The sequence below is a fragment of the Halomonas sp. E14 genome (assembly GCF_052568415.1).
The window spans coordinates 3,383,571-3,399,766 of the sequence record NZ_CP199423.1; the positions used below are offsets into that span (position 1 = coordinate 3,383,571).

Here is a 16,196-nt window from a genome sequence, read left to right on the forward strand (position 1 = left end):
ACATCGGAGCGACGTCACTACAACGCACACGTACGCCATGCAATGGGAAGGAATCGCCTCATGAGTTCAATCGCATCACCCCTCACCGACCCAGCGCCCACCCCCGACACCCCGGCGCTTTCCCCCGAGGCGTTCCGCGAAGCGCTGCTGGCCAAGGGCGCCTACTACCACATCCACCACCCCTACCAGGTCGACATGGCCGAGGGCCGCGCCACGCCGGAGCAGCTTCGCGGCTGGGTCGCCAACCGCTTCTACTACCAGGTCAACATCCCGCAGAAGGACGCCGCGCTGCTGGCCAACTGTCCCGACGCCGCCACCCGCCGCCGCTGGATCCAGCGCCTGCTCGACCACGACGGCCATGACGCCGACGGCGGCGGCATCGAGGCCTGGCTGACCCTGGGCGAGGCGGTGGGCCTGACCCGCGACGAGCTCTGGTCGCAGGAACACGTGCTGCCCGGCGTGCGCTTCGCGGTGGACGCCTACGTCAACTTCGTGCGTCGGGCCGACTGGCGCGAGGCGGCGATCTCCTCGCTCACCGAGCTGTTCGCCCCTCAGGCACATCAGAGCCGGCTCGACACCTGGCCGACCCACTATCCCTGGATCGACGAGGCCGGCTACGGCTACTTCCGCAAGCGCTTGAAGGAGGCCCGCCGCGACGTCGAGCACGGCCTGGAGGTGGCGCTGGCGGTGTGCACTACCGCCGCTGCCCAGCAGCGCGCGCTGGAGATCCTGCAGTTCAAGCTCGACGTGCTGTGGAGCATGCTCGACGCCATGAGCCTGGCCTACCAGCTCGGGCGGCCGCCCTACCACTCGGTCACCGACCGGCGCGTCTACCACAGGGGGCTGTGATGGCCACGATCGACTCCGCCACCGTCTATCGTCTGCGCCCCGGCTGGCGCCTGCAGTGGGAACAGGCCCAGGGCCGCCACGTGCTGCTCTATCCCGAAGGCATGGTGCAGCTCAACGACAGCGCCGGTGCCATCCTGAATCAGCTCGACGGCCAGCGCGACGTGGCCAGCCTGGTGGCCAACCTGCAGGCGCAGTTCCCCGATGCCCCCGACGCGGCGATCGAGCAGGACGTCCACGAGTTCCTGCTCGATGCCGCCCGACAAGGGTGGATCCAGCATGACTGACCGAACCGATACCGCCGCCGTCAACGGCGCCACCGGCGCGCCGCTGTGGCTGCTCGCCGAGCTCACCTACCGCTGCCCGCTACAGTGCGCCTACTGCTCCAACCCGCTGGACTTCGCCGCGGTGCAGGAGGAGCTCACCACCGCGGAGTGGATCGACGTACTGGCCCAGGCCCGCGCCATGGGCGCGGTGCAGATGGGGTTTTCCGGCGGCGAGCCGCTGGTGCGGCGCGACCTGGAAGAACTGGTAGCCGAGGCACGCCGGCTCGGCTTCTATACCAACCTGATCACCTCCGGGCTCGGTCTCGACGAGGCGCGCATCGAGGCGCTGCGCGAGGCCGGCCTCGACCATATCCAGATCAGCCTGCAGGCCGCCGACCCGGACGTGGCCGCAGCCGTGGCCGGCTCGCCCAAGGCCCATGCCAAGAAGCTCGCCATGGCGCGGGCGGTGAAAGCCGCCGGCTACCCCATGGTGCTCAACGTGGTGCTGCACCGGCACAACATCGACCGCATCGACGACATCATCGCCCTGTGCGACGAGCTGGGTGCCGACGCGGTGGAGCTGGCCAACTGCCAGATGTACGGCTGGGCCCACCTCAACCGCGAGGGCCTGCTGCCGAGCCGCGCCCAGCTCGAGGCCGCCGAGGCCACCACCGCGCGCTGGCGCGAGCGTCTGGCCGAGCGCGGTCGTGACATGCGCCTGCTGTTCGTGGTGCCCGACTACTACGGCGAGCGCCCCAAGGCGTGCATGGGCGGCTGGGGCTCGATCTTCATGACCGTGGCCCCGGACGGCGCGGTGCTGCCCTGTCACAGCGCGCGCATGCTGCCGATGACGTTTCCCAACGTGCGCGACCTGGGTCTCAGGGAGATCTGGTACGACAGCGAGCCGTTCAACCGCTACCGCGGCGACGCCTGGATGCAGGAGCCCTGTCGCAGCTGTGACGAGCGCCACAAGGACGTCGGCGGCTGCCGCTGCCAGGCCTACCTGCTCACCGGCGATGCCGCGGCCACCGACCCGGTCTGCTCGCTGTCGCCGGATCACCATTTGATCGAGGCTGCCCGCCGCGAGGCCGACACAGCCACCCGTGCCATCGAGGCGCTGACCCTGCGCAACGTGCATGAGTCGCGAGTGTTCTGCCGCCAATGAACGCCCCGCCCCCTCTCGACGACGACGCGGCCCGCCGCGCGGGGCTGCCGCCGGGCAGCCGCTTGCAGGAGGTGCAACTGCCAAGCGGGCTGTGGATCGCTGCGGCGGAAGTGCCCAACGCGCGCCTGCAGCGCCTGGTCGCCGCGGTGGGAGTAGGCTACCTGGACGAGCCCGACGACTGCCTGGGCCTGGCCCACCTGCTCGAGCACATGCTCTTCCAGGGCTCGTGCCGCTTCCCCGATCCCGGCGAGCTCTCTGGCTGGGTGGGTGAACGGGGCGGGCGCTACAACGCCCGCACCGACGAAAGCGTTACCGATGTCCACCTGCACCTGCCGCCCGCCGACGCCGACGAGGGTCTGGCGCGGCTGGTGGACATGCTCGCCGCGCCACGCCTGGCCCACGAGCGCATCGCCCACGAGGTAGCAGTGCTCGACGCGGAGTTCCGCGCCCGGCTGGCCGACCCCGACCTGCACCGGCTGGCGGCACTCGGCCGGCTCTGTCACGAAGGGCATCCGGCCCGCCGCTGCCATGCCGGCAACCGCAGCACGCTGGGCCACGACCCGGCCCGCCTGGCCGGGCGCCTCGCCGCCTTCCACCACCGCCACTACCGCGCCGGGAGCATGGCGCTGGTCATGCTGGGACCGCTGCCGCTGGAGCAGCAGCTCGCCCTGCTGGCACGCCATGGCGCCGGGCTGCCGCCAGGCCGGGCGCCCAAGCGCACCGGCCGCTGGCGCTGGGGCGCACCGGGGGCGGTCGCCTGGTGCGCCCCCGACGACAGCGCCAGCGCCAGCGCGCTGGAGCTGTTCTGGCCGCTGCCCGGCGCCCTCGCCGCAGCCGAAGCCGAGCGCCTGGCCGCCGTGACCGCCCGCCTCAACGATGGCCAGCTTGCCGCCACGCTGCAGGGGGTCACCGAACTGGCCAGCCTCGACGTAACGCTCAGCCCCGCCGGCACCGGCCCGGCCCTGGCGCTGCGCCTCGCCCCCGTGCCCGAGGGCGCCGCGCTCGGCGCCCTGCTGGCCGGCTGTCGCCAGGCCGTCGCCCGGGCGGCGGGGGGCCCCGCCGCCAGCGTGGCGCCGCCCCCGGCGTGCCTCGATGCCTGGCCGCGCCACCATGCCTGCCGCCTGGCCGGGCAGGCGCTGCCCGACGCAGCGCCGCTCCCCCGGCGGCTGACGAAGGAGCCGACAGAGCGGCAGGGAAAGGCACCGGCTAAGGAGCTGGAAACATGGCTGGCACCCGAGCGCTGCCGGCTGCTGTGGCAGGCCCCGGCGCACGCCGGCCCCTGGTGCACCCTGAACGAGACCAACACCCGCTGGCGCAGCGAGGCGTGGCCAGCGCCCTGCGCACCGCCACCACCCCGCCGCCCGCCCGCACTGCCACGCTCCCACGAAACGCGCCGGGCCACCGGCCGTGCGGACGCGCCGTCTGAGAGCGACCTGCTGCTATGGCAGGGCGACCCCAGCGCACGCACCGATGCGCCCATGGCCAGCGGCTGTCTCGGCTGGCCGGCTAACGCCAGCGACCAGCCGGCGCGGCTGGCGCACTGGCAGCGCACCACCCTGGCCCTGCGCCAGGCGGCCGCTCGCCACGGCATGCGGCTGGCGCTCGGCGGCGATGCCCGCGGCGACTGGCTGATGGCGAGCGGCAACGCCGAACGCCTACCCGCCCTGCTGAGCCGGGCGCTGGCCGCCTGGCCGGCAAAGGCCGATGCACCGAGGACCGCCGCCCCTGCCGCCGTCGGCCTGATCGCCCAGCGGCTGCTGGCGCAGCTGGAGCGCCAGCTTCCGCCCGAGGCCCCGTCATCGGACGGGGCGCAGCCGCTGCGCTGCTGGGTCAGCGGCCGCCTGGCACCGGACGATGCCGTCGCCGCACTGCGCCCGCACCTGGCTGCACTGTATCGCAACCCCAAGCGGGAAAACGCCGGCAGCCAGGAAGGCGTGCACGCAGGGAAAACGAGCCGGGGCTGCCCGGAAGCAGGCGACGGTGACATCCTGGTCACGCCCCAGGGCGATGATCAGGTCGTGATGCTCGAAATGATCGGCGAGGCCTCGCCCCGCGGGCGCTGGCTGTTCCAGCTGCTGGCGCAGTGCCACGATGCGGCCTTCCAGCAGGAGATGCGCCAGCGGCGGGGCCTCGGCTATGTGGCCGTGGTGCGCTATCGCGAGGCCTCAGGCGTACCGCGCCTGGGCTACGTGGTGCAGTCGCCGCACACCCCGGCCGCGGCGCTACGCGATGCCATTGCCGCCTTCGTCAGCGGCGAGAGCGCCGCACTGGCCACGCTCGACGTCGCCGCCTTCCGCCGCCGCCGGCATGCCCTGGCGGCACAGGCGGGGCCGCCCGAAACCGCCGTCGAGGCCCATCGGCGGCTGTGGCAGGCGCTGCGCCAGGCGCCCTGCCGGGCCAACCCGCCCTGGCCACCGCTGCCGTGGGAAGCGGAGGCCCAAGCGCTGGCGGCGCTGCAGCCCGACGAGCTTGCCGCCGCCGCCCTGGCGCTGGCCGACGGCACCACGCCGCGGCGCTGGTGGCAGCACCTCCCCGCGGCTTAGCGCGCCAGGCCCGCCGTAGCGCCGGGCCTGGCCACCACCAGGCAGGACGCCCGCTGGCCATGCCGCGCCAGCACCTCGAAGCGTTCCACGCTCAGGCCGGCCGCGTGCAGCTGCGCGCGGAAGGTCGTCTCGTAGGTCACCCGCCCGAAGTCGATACTGGTCAGCCGCTTGAGCAGGGGCTTGAGCCGCTCCATGGCGGGTGAAGGGCGCTGCTGCAAGGTCTGGGTGAAGTAGAGCCGGCCTTGCGGCTCGAGCAGCGTGCAACAGTGGCGCAGCGCCCCTTCGGGTTCGGGCAGCAGCATGAAGCTGCCCGAGAAGTAGATCGCCGCATAAGGCCCGCCGCAGTGGTCGTAGACCGACTCCAGGTGCACCTGCACCTGGTCGGCAAGCGGCGTGCCGTGCAGCCTGCGCCGCGCGCGGTGCACGTAGTCGGCGTCGATGTCGATGCCGGTGACGCGCAGCCGCTTGCGCCGCACCAGGTCAGCGTTGGCCAGCAGCGCGCCGGCGGTGCCAATGCCGACGTCCAGCACGCCGGCCCCTTCCGGCAGGCTGGCCAGCACCTCGGCGTACCAGCGTGCGGTCAGCCGCAGGATCAAGAAATCGTAGACGGCGCTTCGCCACATGGCCGGCCTCCGCTCAGCAGGGACGTACCGCCCTCAGCAGCCGCGCTTGCCGGCGAAGAAGGCGTCGATCGCCGCCTGGGCTTCGGGCGCCCGGCAGCGCTCCAGCAGGCGCTGCTCCTCGCGGGCGAAGGCCCGCTCGACGGCCTCGGCGTCGGCCTCGCGCAGCAGCGCCTTGGTAGCCAGCAGCGCCGCCTGGGGCTTGGCCAGCAGGCGCTCGGCGCAGTCCAGCGCCTGGTCCAGCGCCTTGCCGTCGGGCGTGGTGTCGGTGAGCAGGCCCAGCGCCAGCGCCCGCGACGCCGGGAAGGGGCGGCCCAGCATCAGCAGCTCCGTGGCCGCCTTGTTGCCGGCCAGTTTGGGCAGCAGGTGGGTCGTGGCGCCGAGCGGGGTCAGGGCGAAATGGGTGAAGGGCAGGAAGAAGCGCGTCGAACTGCCGGCGTAGGCGAAATCGCAGTGCAGCAGGATGGAGGTGCCCAGGCCCAGCGCCAGGCCTTCGGCCGCGGCGATCACCGGCTTGGGGAAGGCGTGCAGCCGGCGCAGGAAGGCGATGGCCGGCACCTGGCTGGCCTCGGCCAGCGCCTTGTAGTTGGCCAGGTCGTTGCCGGCGGTGAAGCAGTTCACGCTGCCGGTGATGATCACCACCTTGACCGCCTCGTCGGTGGCACAGGCGTCGAGCAGCTCGATCAGCTGGGCGTAGCTCGCCTCGTCCAGAATATTACGCCGCTCGGGGCAGCTGAACGCCAGCACCCGGATGCCGCCTGGCTGCCGGGTCTGGGTGATCTGGGTCGCCATGAGAGTTCTCCTGAGGGTCGTGGCCTGACCTCATCATAAGAAAAAAGTAATGAGGTCGCTAACGGCCACGCCGCCGGTGCCTCGCATCATGTCGCCAGGTAGGCCAGCGCACCTGCGGCCAGGGCCGCCATGCCGGTCCTGAGGGTTTCGGCGTGCCCGGGAAAATAGTAGGGCGAGTGCGGCATCTCGAGGTGGCGCATCTTCTCCGCTACGCTCTCCCCCGGCGTGGCCTGCCAGCGCTCCGCCGGCGTCATGCCGATAAACCAGTAGACGCAGGGAATATCGTCACCGCCGAAGCCCCCCGCCTCGGCCTTGCCGAAGTAGGGAAAGTCCTCGCTGCCGTTGAGACGCGGCATGGCGAACAGCCGCGCCTCGCCGAAGCATTGCCGGTGTGCCTCGCGGACCCGCGCCGTGCTCACCGGATCGTTGTGCATGGCGACGGTTTCGGAGAGCACGCGGAACTCGGGCGGCCGGGGCGAGCGCCCCGCCTCGCACTCGGCCCGGATGATGCGCTCGATGGCGGCCAGCACCTGGCGGTGCAGGGCGTCGTCGAAGCTGCGCACGTTGATCTCCAGCTCGGCCGAATGCGGGATAATGTTGCCCTGGGTCCCCGCGTGCAGCTTGCCCACCGTGACTACCACGGTCTCTTCCGGCGGCACCTCGCGGGCGACGATGCTCTGCAGGCGGGTGACCACATGGGCGGCGATGACCACCGGGTCCACGGTTTGCGCCGGCATCGAGCCGTGCCCGCCGGCTCCGTGGACGGTCACGCCCAGGGTGGTGGCCGCCGCCATGGCGCTGCCGGCGATATGCCCGACCGTACCGGCCAGCGCCGGCATGTTGTGCTGGCCCAGCACCACGTCGGGCCGCGCGAAGCGTGTATAAAGGCCGTCGTCGAGCATGGCCCGGGCCCCGCCGAAGATCTCTTCGGCGGGCTGGCAGACCACCATCAGCGTGCCGCGCCAGCGCGCCTGCAGCCCGGCCAGCACGGCACCCGCCCCGACCGCGCAGCTGCTGTGCAGGTCGTGGCCGCAGGCGTGCATCACCGGCACCGGCTTGCCGTCGACGCCCATGGCCGTCACCCGGCTGGCGTAGTCGAGGCCGGTCTGCTCCTCGATGGGCAGGGCGTCCATGTCGCCGCGCAGCAGCACGGTGGGGCCTTCGCCATTACGCAGCAGCGCCACCACGCCCGTGCCGCCGACCCCGCGGGTCACCTCGAAGCCCAGCGCCTCCAGCGCGGCGGCCAGCCGAGCGGCGGTCTCATGTTCCTGGAAGGGCAATTCAGGATACTGGTGCAGGTGGCGATAGAGCGCCTGCACCTCGCCGAAGGCCGCATCGACGCCGGCCTCGATGGCCTGCTTGAGGGGAAGCCCCTCCGAATTCATCGTCATCGTCTTGCTCCTTGCATTCATTGCTCTTGCCCCGCCACGGCATGCCCCTGGGCGCGGGGCTGCAGGCACACCTGACAGAGCGCGACCACAGCGACGTTGAGCAGCATGGCCCAGACGCCGGCATGCCAGCCCAGCGGCGAAGACCACACGAAGTCCATCAGCAGGTAGGCGATACTGCCCACCAGAGCGCCGAGCATGACGCTGGCGCGACGCAGCCTGGGCAGGAACAGGGCGCCCATGACCATCGGGAACAGCTGGACGATCAACCCGTAGGCACCGAGCAGCAGCAGCACCAGCGAAGCGGGGTTGAGCAGGGCGAAGCCGTAGGCAAGCAGCGACAGGCCGATCACGCTCCAGCGCGTGGCGGCAACCATGGCCCGGTCGCTGGCCCGCTGCATCACGGTAGGCGCAAGCACGTCGCGCACCAGCACGATGGCGGCGGTGTGGGCCAGGTTGGCCCCGGTGGACATGGCCGCGGCCAGGGCGCCGGAGAGCATCAGGCCGATGACCCAGGGCGAGAAGTTGGCCACGTCCATGACCATGCGCAGCAGCACCGTGTCCGAGCGGGCCAGCGGCTCGTCGGCAAACACCAGAATGCCGGCAAAGCCGATGAACAGCAGCGGCACCAGCAGGTAGGCATACAGCGGATAGAACACGCTGACCTTGCGCAGGGTCTTGCCGCTGTCGGCGGAGTAGAACTTCATGAACAGGTGGGGCCACATGGCGCCGCCGAAGGCGCTGATCAGCACCGCGGTGCTGAAGTAGCCCCAGCCCATGCCGGTGGCACCGGGCATGGTGAGGTACTCGGGGGCCGTCTGCTGGAGCTGCACGAACATCTCGCCGACGCCGCCGTAGAGGCGCTCAGAGACCGAAAGGCCGAGGAACCAGGCGATGGCCACCATCATGATGCCCTGCACCAGGTTGGTCCAGCCGATGCCGCTCAGCCCGCTGCAGAACACGTAGGCCGCCACCACCACGAAGGCCATCAGCGCGCCCAGCCAGAAGGGTACCAGGCCGTCGGTGGCGGCCTGAAACAGCAGGCCGGCGCCGGCGATCTGAATGGTCAGGTAGGGCACCAGGGCCAGCACGCCGATCACCCCCGCCAGCATGCCCAGCGGCTTGCTCTGGTAGTGGTCGGCGATCATGTCGCCCTGGGTAAGGTAACCCTTCCGGCGACCCAGCTCCGCCACCCGCGGGCCTAGCGCCCAGATGGTGATGGGCACCAGCGCCAGGTAGGCAAGGATGTAGAAGGCCGGCGAGCCGTGCTGGTAGGCCCAGCCGGGGGCACCGAGGAAGGCGAAGGCCGAGAAGATCTCCGCACCGAGGATGAAGAACAGGATGACCACGCCGACATGGCGCCCGCCGGCCACATAGCCCTCCAGGCTAGAGCTCGCCTGGTCGCGGGCGCGCAGGCCCACCCACAGCACCGCGGCAAGATAGGTCAGGGTGATGCCGACCACGATCAGGGAGTCAGTCATGGCGGCGTCCTCCATGGCGAACCACGTAGGCCACCCACATGCCGGCGAACAGCACCAGCATCCACAGGGCATACCAGAAGAACAGGAAGGGCAGCCCCAGCACCATGGGTTCGATGCGGTTGGCGATCAGGGCGCCGGGCCAGATCATGGCCAGGGTACAGAGCGCGAAATGCAGCCCCGTGAGGAGGTGATAGGTCTTGGTCATGGGAGTACCTGCTCGACACAGCGAGTCTTGTTGGGGTTGTGCTTGAACTATGGCGCAGGCATTTCGATAGCAAAAATATGGCTTTTAGATGCCAGCCATATTTTTTCAGCATGAGCGGCCGCTAAAAGCTCCCGGCATGCCCGCCGGGAGCCTCCAGTGGGAGTGGTAGAAAGAAGCCTTAGCGGACCAGGATCGGCCTGGCCGAGCGGGCGCCCGCGGCCACCACCGCATCGGCGACCATCTCGGCGGTGACGGCCGACAGGGTCCAGCCCAGGTGGCCGTGCCCGGTGTTGTAGAAGACGCTCGGCAGCCGCCCCCGGGCGACGCGCGGCATCATGTCGGGCAGCATTGGGCGCAGCCCCGCCCAGGGCACCACCCGGCGCGTGCTGACCCCGGGGAAGCACTGCTCGACCCAGTCGATGAGCGGACGAATGCGGTCGTGGCGGATGTCGCGGTTGACGCCGTTGAATTCCGCGGTGCCGGCGACGCGGAAGCGGTCCTCGCCCAGCCGGCTGGTAACCAGCTTGGTCTCATCGTCGAGCAGACTCACCCACGGCGCCGCCTGGCGCGAGGCGGGCTCGTCCAGGTGCACGGTGATCGAATAGCCCTTCACCGGGTAGATATTCACCCGATCGCCGAGCTTGGCCGCCAGGTGGCGGCTGCCAACCCCGGCGCACACCACCAGGCCGTCGTAGGCCTCCCGCCCTTCCGGAGTATCCACCCAGGCCCCTTCAGCAGAAGCGCCGAGGTCATCCACCTGCTGGCCGAAACGCAGCGTCACCCCACGGCGCCCGGCGGCGGCGGCCAGGCCTTGGGTGAACTTGTGGATGTCACCCGTGGCGTCGCTCTCGGTGAAGAACCCACCGTAGTAGTCGCCGGCCAGGCTGGGTTCCAGGGTGCACATCTCGGCGGGCGTCACCGCACGGCGTTCGAGCCCGCCCTTGGCCAGCAGCGTCGAGACTCGGGCCGCATGCTCGAAGCTCGCCTTGTCGCGGTAGATATGCAGGATGCCGCGGCGCTCCAGGTCGAAGTCGATGCCCTCCTCCCGCGCCCACCGGTAGAGCGTGTCACGCGCGGCAATGGCCAGGCGGGCCGTGGCCGTGGTGTTGTCGGCATAGCGGGGAATGGCGGCGATGAACTCGGCGAACCAGCTCAGCTTGTGCCAGGTAGGCTTGGGGTTCACCAGCAGCGGGGCGTCGGGGCGCAGCATCCAGCGCAGCCCCTTCAGCACGGTGGGCCAGTGGGTCCAGACCTCGGCATTGGAGGCCGAGAGCTGGCCCCCGTTGGCGAAGGAGGTCTCCATGGCCGCGTAGCGGGCGCGTTCGTAGAGGGTGACCTCCAGGCCACGCTTGGCCAGGGCGTAGGCGGCGGTGACACCGGTAATGCCCCCTCCGATGACGGCGATTCGTTGCATCGTGGTTCTCCAGACGCGCCAGGGTGAGCTCGCCGCCACGCGGCAGCCAGCACCCCTTCCGTCATGGAACCTGAGAGATTCGCGGCACCACCGCCCGCTTGCTCCTTCGGTGTGCCGGGAGACGCAGACGCCGGCCGCTCTTCGGAAATCGGAGACACGACAGCGGTCCGGTGGCCTGAGAGATTCCGGGGCGGTTGCTCCTTCGGCGCCGGTGCCGCCAGAGGCGGACCGAACTCTCCCGCTGTCGCGATAGCACCCTGCCACTATCTCGCCTTGGCGCTCATAGCAAAAATATCAATAATGCATAACCACCATGCCATTCAGGTATCGACTGCCATGGAATTCCGCCAGCTCAGCTATTTCGTGGCCGTGGTCGAGGCCGGCTCTATCTCCGCTGCCAGCCGCCGGGTGCACATCGCACAGCCGGCCCTGACGCGCCAGATCAAGCTGCTGGAAGAGGATCTCGACACGCGGCTGTTCGAGCGCCATGCGCGTGGCATGCAGCTCACAGTGGCGGGCCGCAAGCTCTACGAGGAAGCCCTGGCGCTGCTGGATGCCCGCGCGCAGATCCGCGCCCGGCTCACGGCGCTAGGCCAGGGCGTGGTCGGCAAGGTCAGCCTGGGCGTGACGGTGACTCATCTGTGGGTCAGCGAGGTGGCGGGCATCATGCGTCGCTATCGCGACCGCTACCCCGAGGTCGCCTTCGAGATCTACCCGCTGCTGTCGGGGCCGCAGTTGGAGCGGCTGCAGGAGGGCAGCTTGGACGCCGGCATCCTCTACCTCGACGACACCGGCCACCCAGGGCTCGAGACCCGCCTGCTGCAGCACAACTGCCTGATCCTCGCCGTGCCGGAGGCCTCGCCCTGGGCCGCGGCCCCGCCGACCTCCCTCGAGGCGCTGGCCGACACCGACTTCATCTGGGGCTTTCGCAGCGCTTCTCCGGTCTACTACGACCGCGTGCAGAGCCACTTCCAGCGCCTGGGCTTCCATCCCCGGGTGGTGCAATACGGCGCCGACAACATTGCCATCCTGAGCATGGTGGCGGCGGGCCTCGGCGTCGCCATCCTCCCCTCCGCCAGCAGCTGCCACCCCATGCCCGGCATCCGCTTCCTGCACCTGCCGGAGCTGGACCGCTGCGACATGCCGCTGTGGTTCGCCTGGCGCCGTGACAACGACTCGCCGGCCCTGCGCAACCTGATCGCCCTGGTCGACCCGTCAAGCGTCGCCAGGGATGCACCGTGACGGCTCAGGGCGGCGAGGGTGGCACGGGGTGGCATGGCGGTCAGCGACGGCGAGGGGGGCACCTCAGCGCGCCGCCGAGGTGACGGGGGTAACGCGCCGCGCTCAGTGGCGGCGCAGCACCTCCAGGGTGGGCGTGTTGGGGCAGAAGCCGCAGGCCGAGAGCTCGGGTTCGCCGGCCAGCGCCCGGCGACAGCGCGCCTTCTGCGGGCACAGCGAGCAGACCCGTTCCAGGTCACGGCGAACGCCGGGGCCGGCAAGAATGGCATCGGCCGGCTCGACGCCATGCAGTGCCATCATGCGCGGAAGCTGCTCCAGCGGCGCACGGTCGCCGCGCCAGAACAGCGACTCGTCGAGGCGCGCCAGGCCGAGGTCGCGCAGGCGTGCCTCCTGGCCGTCGGCATCGAGCGCCTGCCACTCCCGGCGGTACCGGCTGCTACGCCAGGCCTGGGCCATCTGTCTTACCGCTGCGCTGAGAAATTGCATGGAGGAGCCTCCGCTTGTTGTAGGTCCCTCCCACCTTAGCCCAGCGCAGCGACTCTTCCTTTGATCGACATCACGCCTTCGGCCGCAGCACCGCCACCGGGCAGCAGGCCTCGTGCAGCACCTCGTGGCTGACGCTGCCGGCCACCACCTGCGACAGCCCGCTGCGCCCGTGGGTGGTCATCGCCAGCATCACATTGCGGCTGTCGGCCAGGTAGCTGACGATGGCATCCGCCGGATCGCCGTGCAGCACCTCCCAGTCCACCTCGGTACGGTGCTCCCCCTCCAGGCGGCGCGCCAGCCCGTGCACGTAGCCGGACTCCATCACGTCGCTGCGCGCCTCCCCGCCGGCGGACGACAGGGCGCCGGCGTCGAGCACCTGCAGCAGCTGCAGCCGCGCGCCGAAGGTGGCGGCCAGCGTCACGGCGTGGGGCAGCATCGCCTCGGAGAGCGGGGAGCCGTCGACGCACACCATGACGACCTCCACCCGGGCGTGGCGCTCGGGCACATAGCGCGGGCCGCACAGCAGCACCGGGCGCGCGGCACGCCGCACCACCCCGGCGGTGACGCTGCCAATCAGCATCTCCGGCACCGGACGCCGACCGTGGGCGCCCATGCACAGGCCGGCGTCGGGCTGGTCGGCCAGCCTGGCCAGGGCATCCTTGGCGCTGTCGGCCACCACCACCTCGACCGGCACGTCGGCCAGCGCAGGGTCCGGTGACGCCTCCAGGCGCGCTTGCAGCGCCTGTCGCCGGGGCTCGCTGCGCTGCGGCGAGGCCACCACCGACACGATGGACAGGGCGGCACCAAGCTGGGCCGCCAGGTTGCGGCCCAGCAGCAGGCCGCGCAGTGAGTCGTCGCTCTCGTCCATGGCGACATGCAATGTTTGCATGGATTGTCTCCTCGAGGCCCGGGCGAGTCGCGTGGCCGCGCCGGTGCCTGCGTGATCGGCGCCTGGCGCCTAGGGTTGTTTTTCACCGACCGCGGGAGCGGCACGCCGTCCCGGCAGCCTGAAGCCGCGATGCAGCAGCTGATAGGCCAGCCCCCCCGCCACCACGCCCCAGAAGGCGGAGCCGAGGCCCAGGAAGCTGATGCCCGACGCCGTGGCAATGAAGGTGATGACCGAAGCCTCCAGATGGTCCTTCTCGGCGGCAAAGGCCCCGATGTTGCTGGTGATCGCGCCGAGCAGCGCCAGCCCGGCCAGGATCGCCACGAACTCGCCGGGCAGCGAGGTGAACAGCGCCACGATGGTGCCGGCGAAGGCGCCCCCCACCAGGTAGAACAGGCCGTTGGCCACCCCGGCCACGTAGCGCTTGCCGGGGTCCTCGTGGGCCTCCTTGCCGGTACAGATCGCCGCGGTGATCGCCGCCACCACCGTGGTGATGCCGCCGAAGAAGGCGGTGGCGAAGGAGGTCAGGCTGGTCACGCCGATGATCGGCCGGGCCGGCGTGGCGTAGCCCGAGGTACGCAGGATCGCCATGCCCGGCAGGAACTGCCCGGTCAGGCTGACCAGCACCAGCGGGATGGCCAGGCTGAGCGTGGCATTCCAGGTCCATTCGGGGCGGATGAACTGCGGCTGGGCCAGCTGCAGCGAGACGCCGCGCAGGCTCGCCCCCTCCAGCACCACCGCCAGCGCCACGCCGACCACCAGCAGCAGGACCAGGCTGTAGCGCGGGTTGAGCCGCTTGAAGGCCAGGTAGGCCACCAGCATGCCGATGGCCAGCGCCGGCACCGTCGCCAGGGACTCGAAGACCCCGACCCCGAACTGGAACAGGATGCCGGCCATCATGGCGCTGGCGATGCCCGGCGGTATCGCCTGCACGATGCGGTCGAAGGAGCCGGTGATGCCCACCACGAAGAGGATCGCCGCCGCCGTCAGGTAGGCGCCCACCGCCTCGCCCAGCGACAGCCCCGGGAACAGCGTGACCAGCAGCGCCGTGCCCGGCGCCGACCAGGCCGTCACCACCGGCACCTTCAGCCACAGGCTGAGCAGGATGCCCGAGGTCGCGGCGCCGATGGAGATCGCCCAGACCCAGGAGGTCATCATGGCGGCGGAGATTTCCGCGCTCTGGGCCGCCTGGAAGAAGATTGCCAGGGGCCCCGAATAGGAGATCAGCACCGCCACGAAGCCCGCCGTCACGGCGGGGATCGACCAGTCCTTGTGCAGTTGCATGGTTGGCTCCGTCATCCCTTGAAGGCAGGTTTCGCCCGGCCACTGCTGCGCGGGGCCGGGCGCGGCAAGGCGTCAGGCGACGCCGAGATGGGTGTCGAGGATTGAGGGTTCCTCCCTCAGCCCCTGAGAGTCGCCGCTGTAGACCACCTCGCCCTTGACCAGCAGCAGATGGCGGTCGGCCACCTCCAGCAGGTTGTCGATGTTCTTGTCGACGATGATGCTGGCGATGCCGGAGGCCTTGATCTCGCGGATGATCTTCCAGATTTCGTCGCGGATCAGCGGCGCCAGGCCCTCGGTGGCCTCATCCAGGATGATCATGTCGGGGTTGGTGGTCAGCGCCCGGCCGATGGAGAGCATCTGCTGCTCGCCACCGGAGAGGAAGGAGCCGTCGTGGTTGATGCGCTGGCCGAGGCGCGGAAAGGTGTCCAGCACCCGCTCCAGGGTCCAGGGCGACTCGCCGCGCTCGTTGGGGCGTGCGGCCATCACCAGGTGCTCGCGCACGCTGATGCCGGGGAAGATGCCGCGCCCCTCCGGCACGTAGCCGATGCCCTGGCGGATCAGCTGCCAGGGGCGCCGCTTGGCGGTGGGCTGGCCCTTGATGCTGACCTCTCCCCGGCGCGGCGGTACGAAGCCCAGGATCGACTTGAGCGTGGTGGTCTTGCCCATGCCGTTGCGCCCCATCAGGCTCAGGGTCTCGCCGGGCATCAGACGCAGGTCAACGCCATGCAGCACATGGCTCTCGCCATAGTAGGTGTGCAGGCCCCGCGCATCGATCAGCGGGGCGGAAGCGAGTGCAGCGCTCATGCGGCGGCCTCCTCGTGGTGACGGCCAAGATAGACGTCCCGCACCCGTTCGCTGGCGCGGATCTGGGCGGTGGAGCCGGTTTCCAGCACGCAGCCGTCGACCATCACGGTGATGCGGTCGGCCAGGCGGAACACCGAATCCATGTCGTGCTCGATCAGCACCAGCGGGTAACGCTCGGCCAGCCCCTTGAGCAGCTTAGTGACCTGGGCGGTTTCCTCGCGGCCCATGCCGGCCATGGGCTCATCGAGCAGCATCAGCCGGGGCGCGGTGGCCAGCACCATGGCGATCTGCAGCTGGCGCTGCTCGCCGTAGCTCATCGCCGCGGCCGGGGTATGGGCGCGCTGCGTCAGCTGGCAGGTCTCCAGCACTGCCAGGGCGCGCTCGTCGACCTCGCTGGCGCGCTGGCGCGAGCGCCAGCTGCCGAAGACACCGCCCAGGTGGATGCGCGCCGCCAGCTGGCAGTTCTGCAGGCAGGTCAGGCGCGGGAAGATGTTGGTCTTCTGGTGGCTGCGGCCGATGCCCATCCGGGCGATCTGGCGCGCCTTCCTGCCCTGGATCGGCTGACCCTGGAAGAGGATCTCTCCCTCGCTGGGTGGAAACTCACCCGAGAGCAGGTTGATCAGGGTGCTCTTGCCCGCCCCGTTGGGGCCGAGGATGGCGTGGATCTCACCCTGGCGGAGCGTGAAATCGACATTGTTGACCGCCACCAGGCCGCCAAAGCGGCGGGTCAGGCCGCGAGTCTCGAGCAGAACGTCGTGCCGTGTCGTGGTGCTCATG

Annotated in this window: 16 protein-coding genes and 1 riboswitch; of the genes, 5 read left to right on the forward strand and 11 right to left on the reverse strand. The window is 70.5% G+C overall.

All coding sequences use genetic code 11. From position 1 onward, the window contains the following. Nucleotides 1–60 precede the first annotated feature (60 nt). The 4 genes from pqqC to ACT7B3_RS15880 are packed head-to-tail and all read left to right on the forward strand — an operon-like array spanning nucleotide 61 to nucleotide 4,820. Nucleotides 61–849 carry a pyrroloquinoline-quinone synthase PqqC gene (gene pqqC / locus ACT7B3_RS15865; RefSeq protein ID WP_445158599.1) on the forward strand — a complete coding sequence of 263 codons (789 nt, stop codon included), beginning with the start codon at nucleotides 61–63 and terminating at the stop codon, nucleotides 847–849. After that, complete coding sequence (gene pqqD / locus ACT7B3_RS15870; RefSeq protein ID WP_445158600.1) at nucleotides 849–1,133, forward strand: pyrroloquinoline quinone biosynthesis peptide chaperone PqqD; 285 nt, start codon at nucleotides 849–851, stop codon at nucleotides 1,131–1,133. The genes pqqC and pqqD overlap by 1 nt, the downstream gene beginning before the upstream one ends. Then, a complete protein-coding gene (pqqE, locus tag ACT7B3_RS15875) occupies nucleotides 1,126–2,277 on the forward strand; it encodes a pyrroloquinoline quinone biosynthesis protein PqqE (protein ID WP_445158601.1) in 1,152 nt (383 codons plus the stop codon). The genes pqqD and pqqE overlap by 8 nt, the downstream gene beginning before the upstream one ends. Then, nucleotides 2,274–4,820, forward strand: a complete 2,547-nt coding sequence (locus tag ACT7B3_RS15880) for an insulinase family protein (RefSeq protein ID WP_445158602.1) — start codon at nucleotides 2,274–2,276, stop codon at nucleotides 4,818–4,820. The genes pqqE and ACT7B3_RS15880 overlap by 4 nt, the downstream gene beginning before the upstream one ends. On the opposite strand, the gene ACT7B3_RS15885 is transcribed toward ACT7B3_RS15880, so the two are convergent. From ACT7B3_RS15885 to ACT7B3_RS15910, 6 genes are all read right to left on the reverse strand, one after another. Then, a complete protein-coding gene (locus tag ACT7B3_RS15885) occupies nucleotides 4,817–5,443 on the reverse strand; it encodes a class I SAM-dependent methyltransferase (protein WP_445158603.1) in 627 nt (208 codons plus the stop codon). The two genes, ACT7B3_RS15880 and ACT7B3_RS15885, sit on opposite strands and share 4 nt — an antisense overlap. A gap of 33 nt (nucleotides 5,444–5,476) precedes the next feature. Further along, nucleotides 5,477–6,232, reverse strand: coding sequence for an enoyl-CoA hydratase-related protein (locus ACT7B3_RS15890; RefSeq protein ID WP_444679217.1), 756 nt, complete (start codon nucleotides 6,230–6,232; stop codon nucleotides 5,477–5,479). Nucleotides 6,233–6,318: 86 nt separating this feature from the next. Then, on the reverse strand, nucleotides 6,319–7,623 hold the full coding sequence (locus tag ACT7B3_RS15895) for an amidohydrolase (RefSeq protein ID WP_445158604.1): 1,305 nt from the start codon (nucleotides 7,621–7,623) through the stop codon (nucleotides 6,319–6,321). Nucleotides 7,624–7,640: 17 nt separating this feature from the next. Next, nucleotides 7,641–9,101 carry a sodium:solute symporter family protein gene (locus ACT7B3_RS15900; protein WP_445158605.1) on the reverse strand — a complete coding sequence of 487 codons (1,461 nt, stop codon included), beginning with the start codon at nucleotides 9,099–9,101 and terminating at the stop codon, nucleotides 7,641–7,643. Further along, entirely contained in the window at nucleotides 9,094–9,306 is a 213-nt protein-coding gene (locus ACT7B3_RS15905; RefSeq protein ID WP_445158606.1) for a hypothetical protein, read from the reverse strand. The genes ACT7B3_RS15900 and ACT7B3_RS15905 overlap by 8 nt, the downstream gene beginning before the upstream one ends. A gap of 178 nt (nucleotides 9,307–9,484) precedes the next feature. Beyond that, nucleotides 9,485–10,720: a D-amino acid dehydrogenase gene (locus ACT7B3_RS15910; protein ID WP_445158607.1), complete on the reverse strand. Its 1,236-nt coding sequence runs from the start codon at nucleotides 10,718–10,720 to the stop codon at nucleotides 9,485–9,487. 153 nt (nucleotides 10,721–10,873) lie between these two features. Then, nucleotides 10,874–10,971, reverse strand: a riboswitch (glycine riboswitch). A gap of 49 nt (nucleotides 10,972–11,020) precedes the next feature. Here ACT7B3_RS15910 and ACT7B3_RS15915 point away from each other — a divergent pair. Beyond that, entirely contained in the window at nucleotides 11,021–11,962 is a 942-nt protein-coding gene (locus ACT7B3_RS15915; RefSeq protein WP_445158608.1) for a LysR family transcriptional regulator, read from the forward strand. 102 nt (nucleotides 11,963–12,064) lie between these two features. On the opposite strand, the gene ACT7B3_RS15920 is transcribed toward ACT7B3_RS15915, so the two are convergent. The 5 genes from ACT7B3_RS15920 to ACT7B3_RS15940 form a co-directional block, all read right to left on the reverse strand. Beyond that, nucleotides 12,065–12,445 carry a hypothetical protein gene (locus ACT7B3_RS15920; RefSeq protein ID WP_445158609.1) on the reverse strand — a complete coding sequence of 127 codons (381 nt, stop codon included), beginning with the start codon at nucleotides 12,443–12,445 and terminating at the stop codon, nucleotides 12,065–12,067. A 70-nt stretch (nucleotides 12,446–12,515) separates the two neighbouring features. Further along, entirely contained in the window at nucleotides 12,516–13,334 is an 819-nt protein-coding gene (locus ACT7B3_RS15925; protein ID WP_445158610.1) for a universal stress protein, read from the reverse strand. A 69-nt stretch (nucleotides 13,335–13,403) separates the two neighbouring features. Then, a complete protein-coding gene (locus ACT7B3_RS15930) occupies nucleotides 13,404–14,630 on the reverse strand; it encodes a benzoate/H(+) symporter BenE family transporter (protein ID WP_445158611.1) in 1,227 nt (408 codons plus the stop codon). A gap of 57 nt (nucleotides 14,631–14,687) precedes the next feature. After that, the gene (locus tag ACT7B3_RS15935; RefSeq protein WP_445158612.1) at nucleotides 14,688–15,419 is read right to left on the reverse strand and encodes an ABC transporter ATP-binding protein; all 732 of its coding nucleotides are present in this window, start codon (nucleotides 15,417–15,419) and stop codon (nucleotides 14,688–14,690) included. After that, nucleotides 15,416–16,195, reverse strand: coding sequence for an ABC transporter ATP-binding protein (locus tag ACT7B3_RS15940; RefSeq protein ID WP_445158613.1), 780 nt, complete (start codon nucleotides 16,193–16,195; stop codon nucleotides 15,416–15,418). Before ACT7B3_RS15940 ends, ACT7B3_RS15935 begins: the two co-directional genes overlap by 4 nt. Nucleotide 16,196 lies beyond the last annotated feature (1 nt).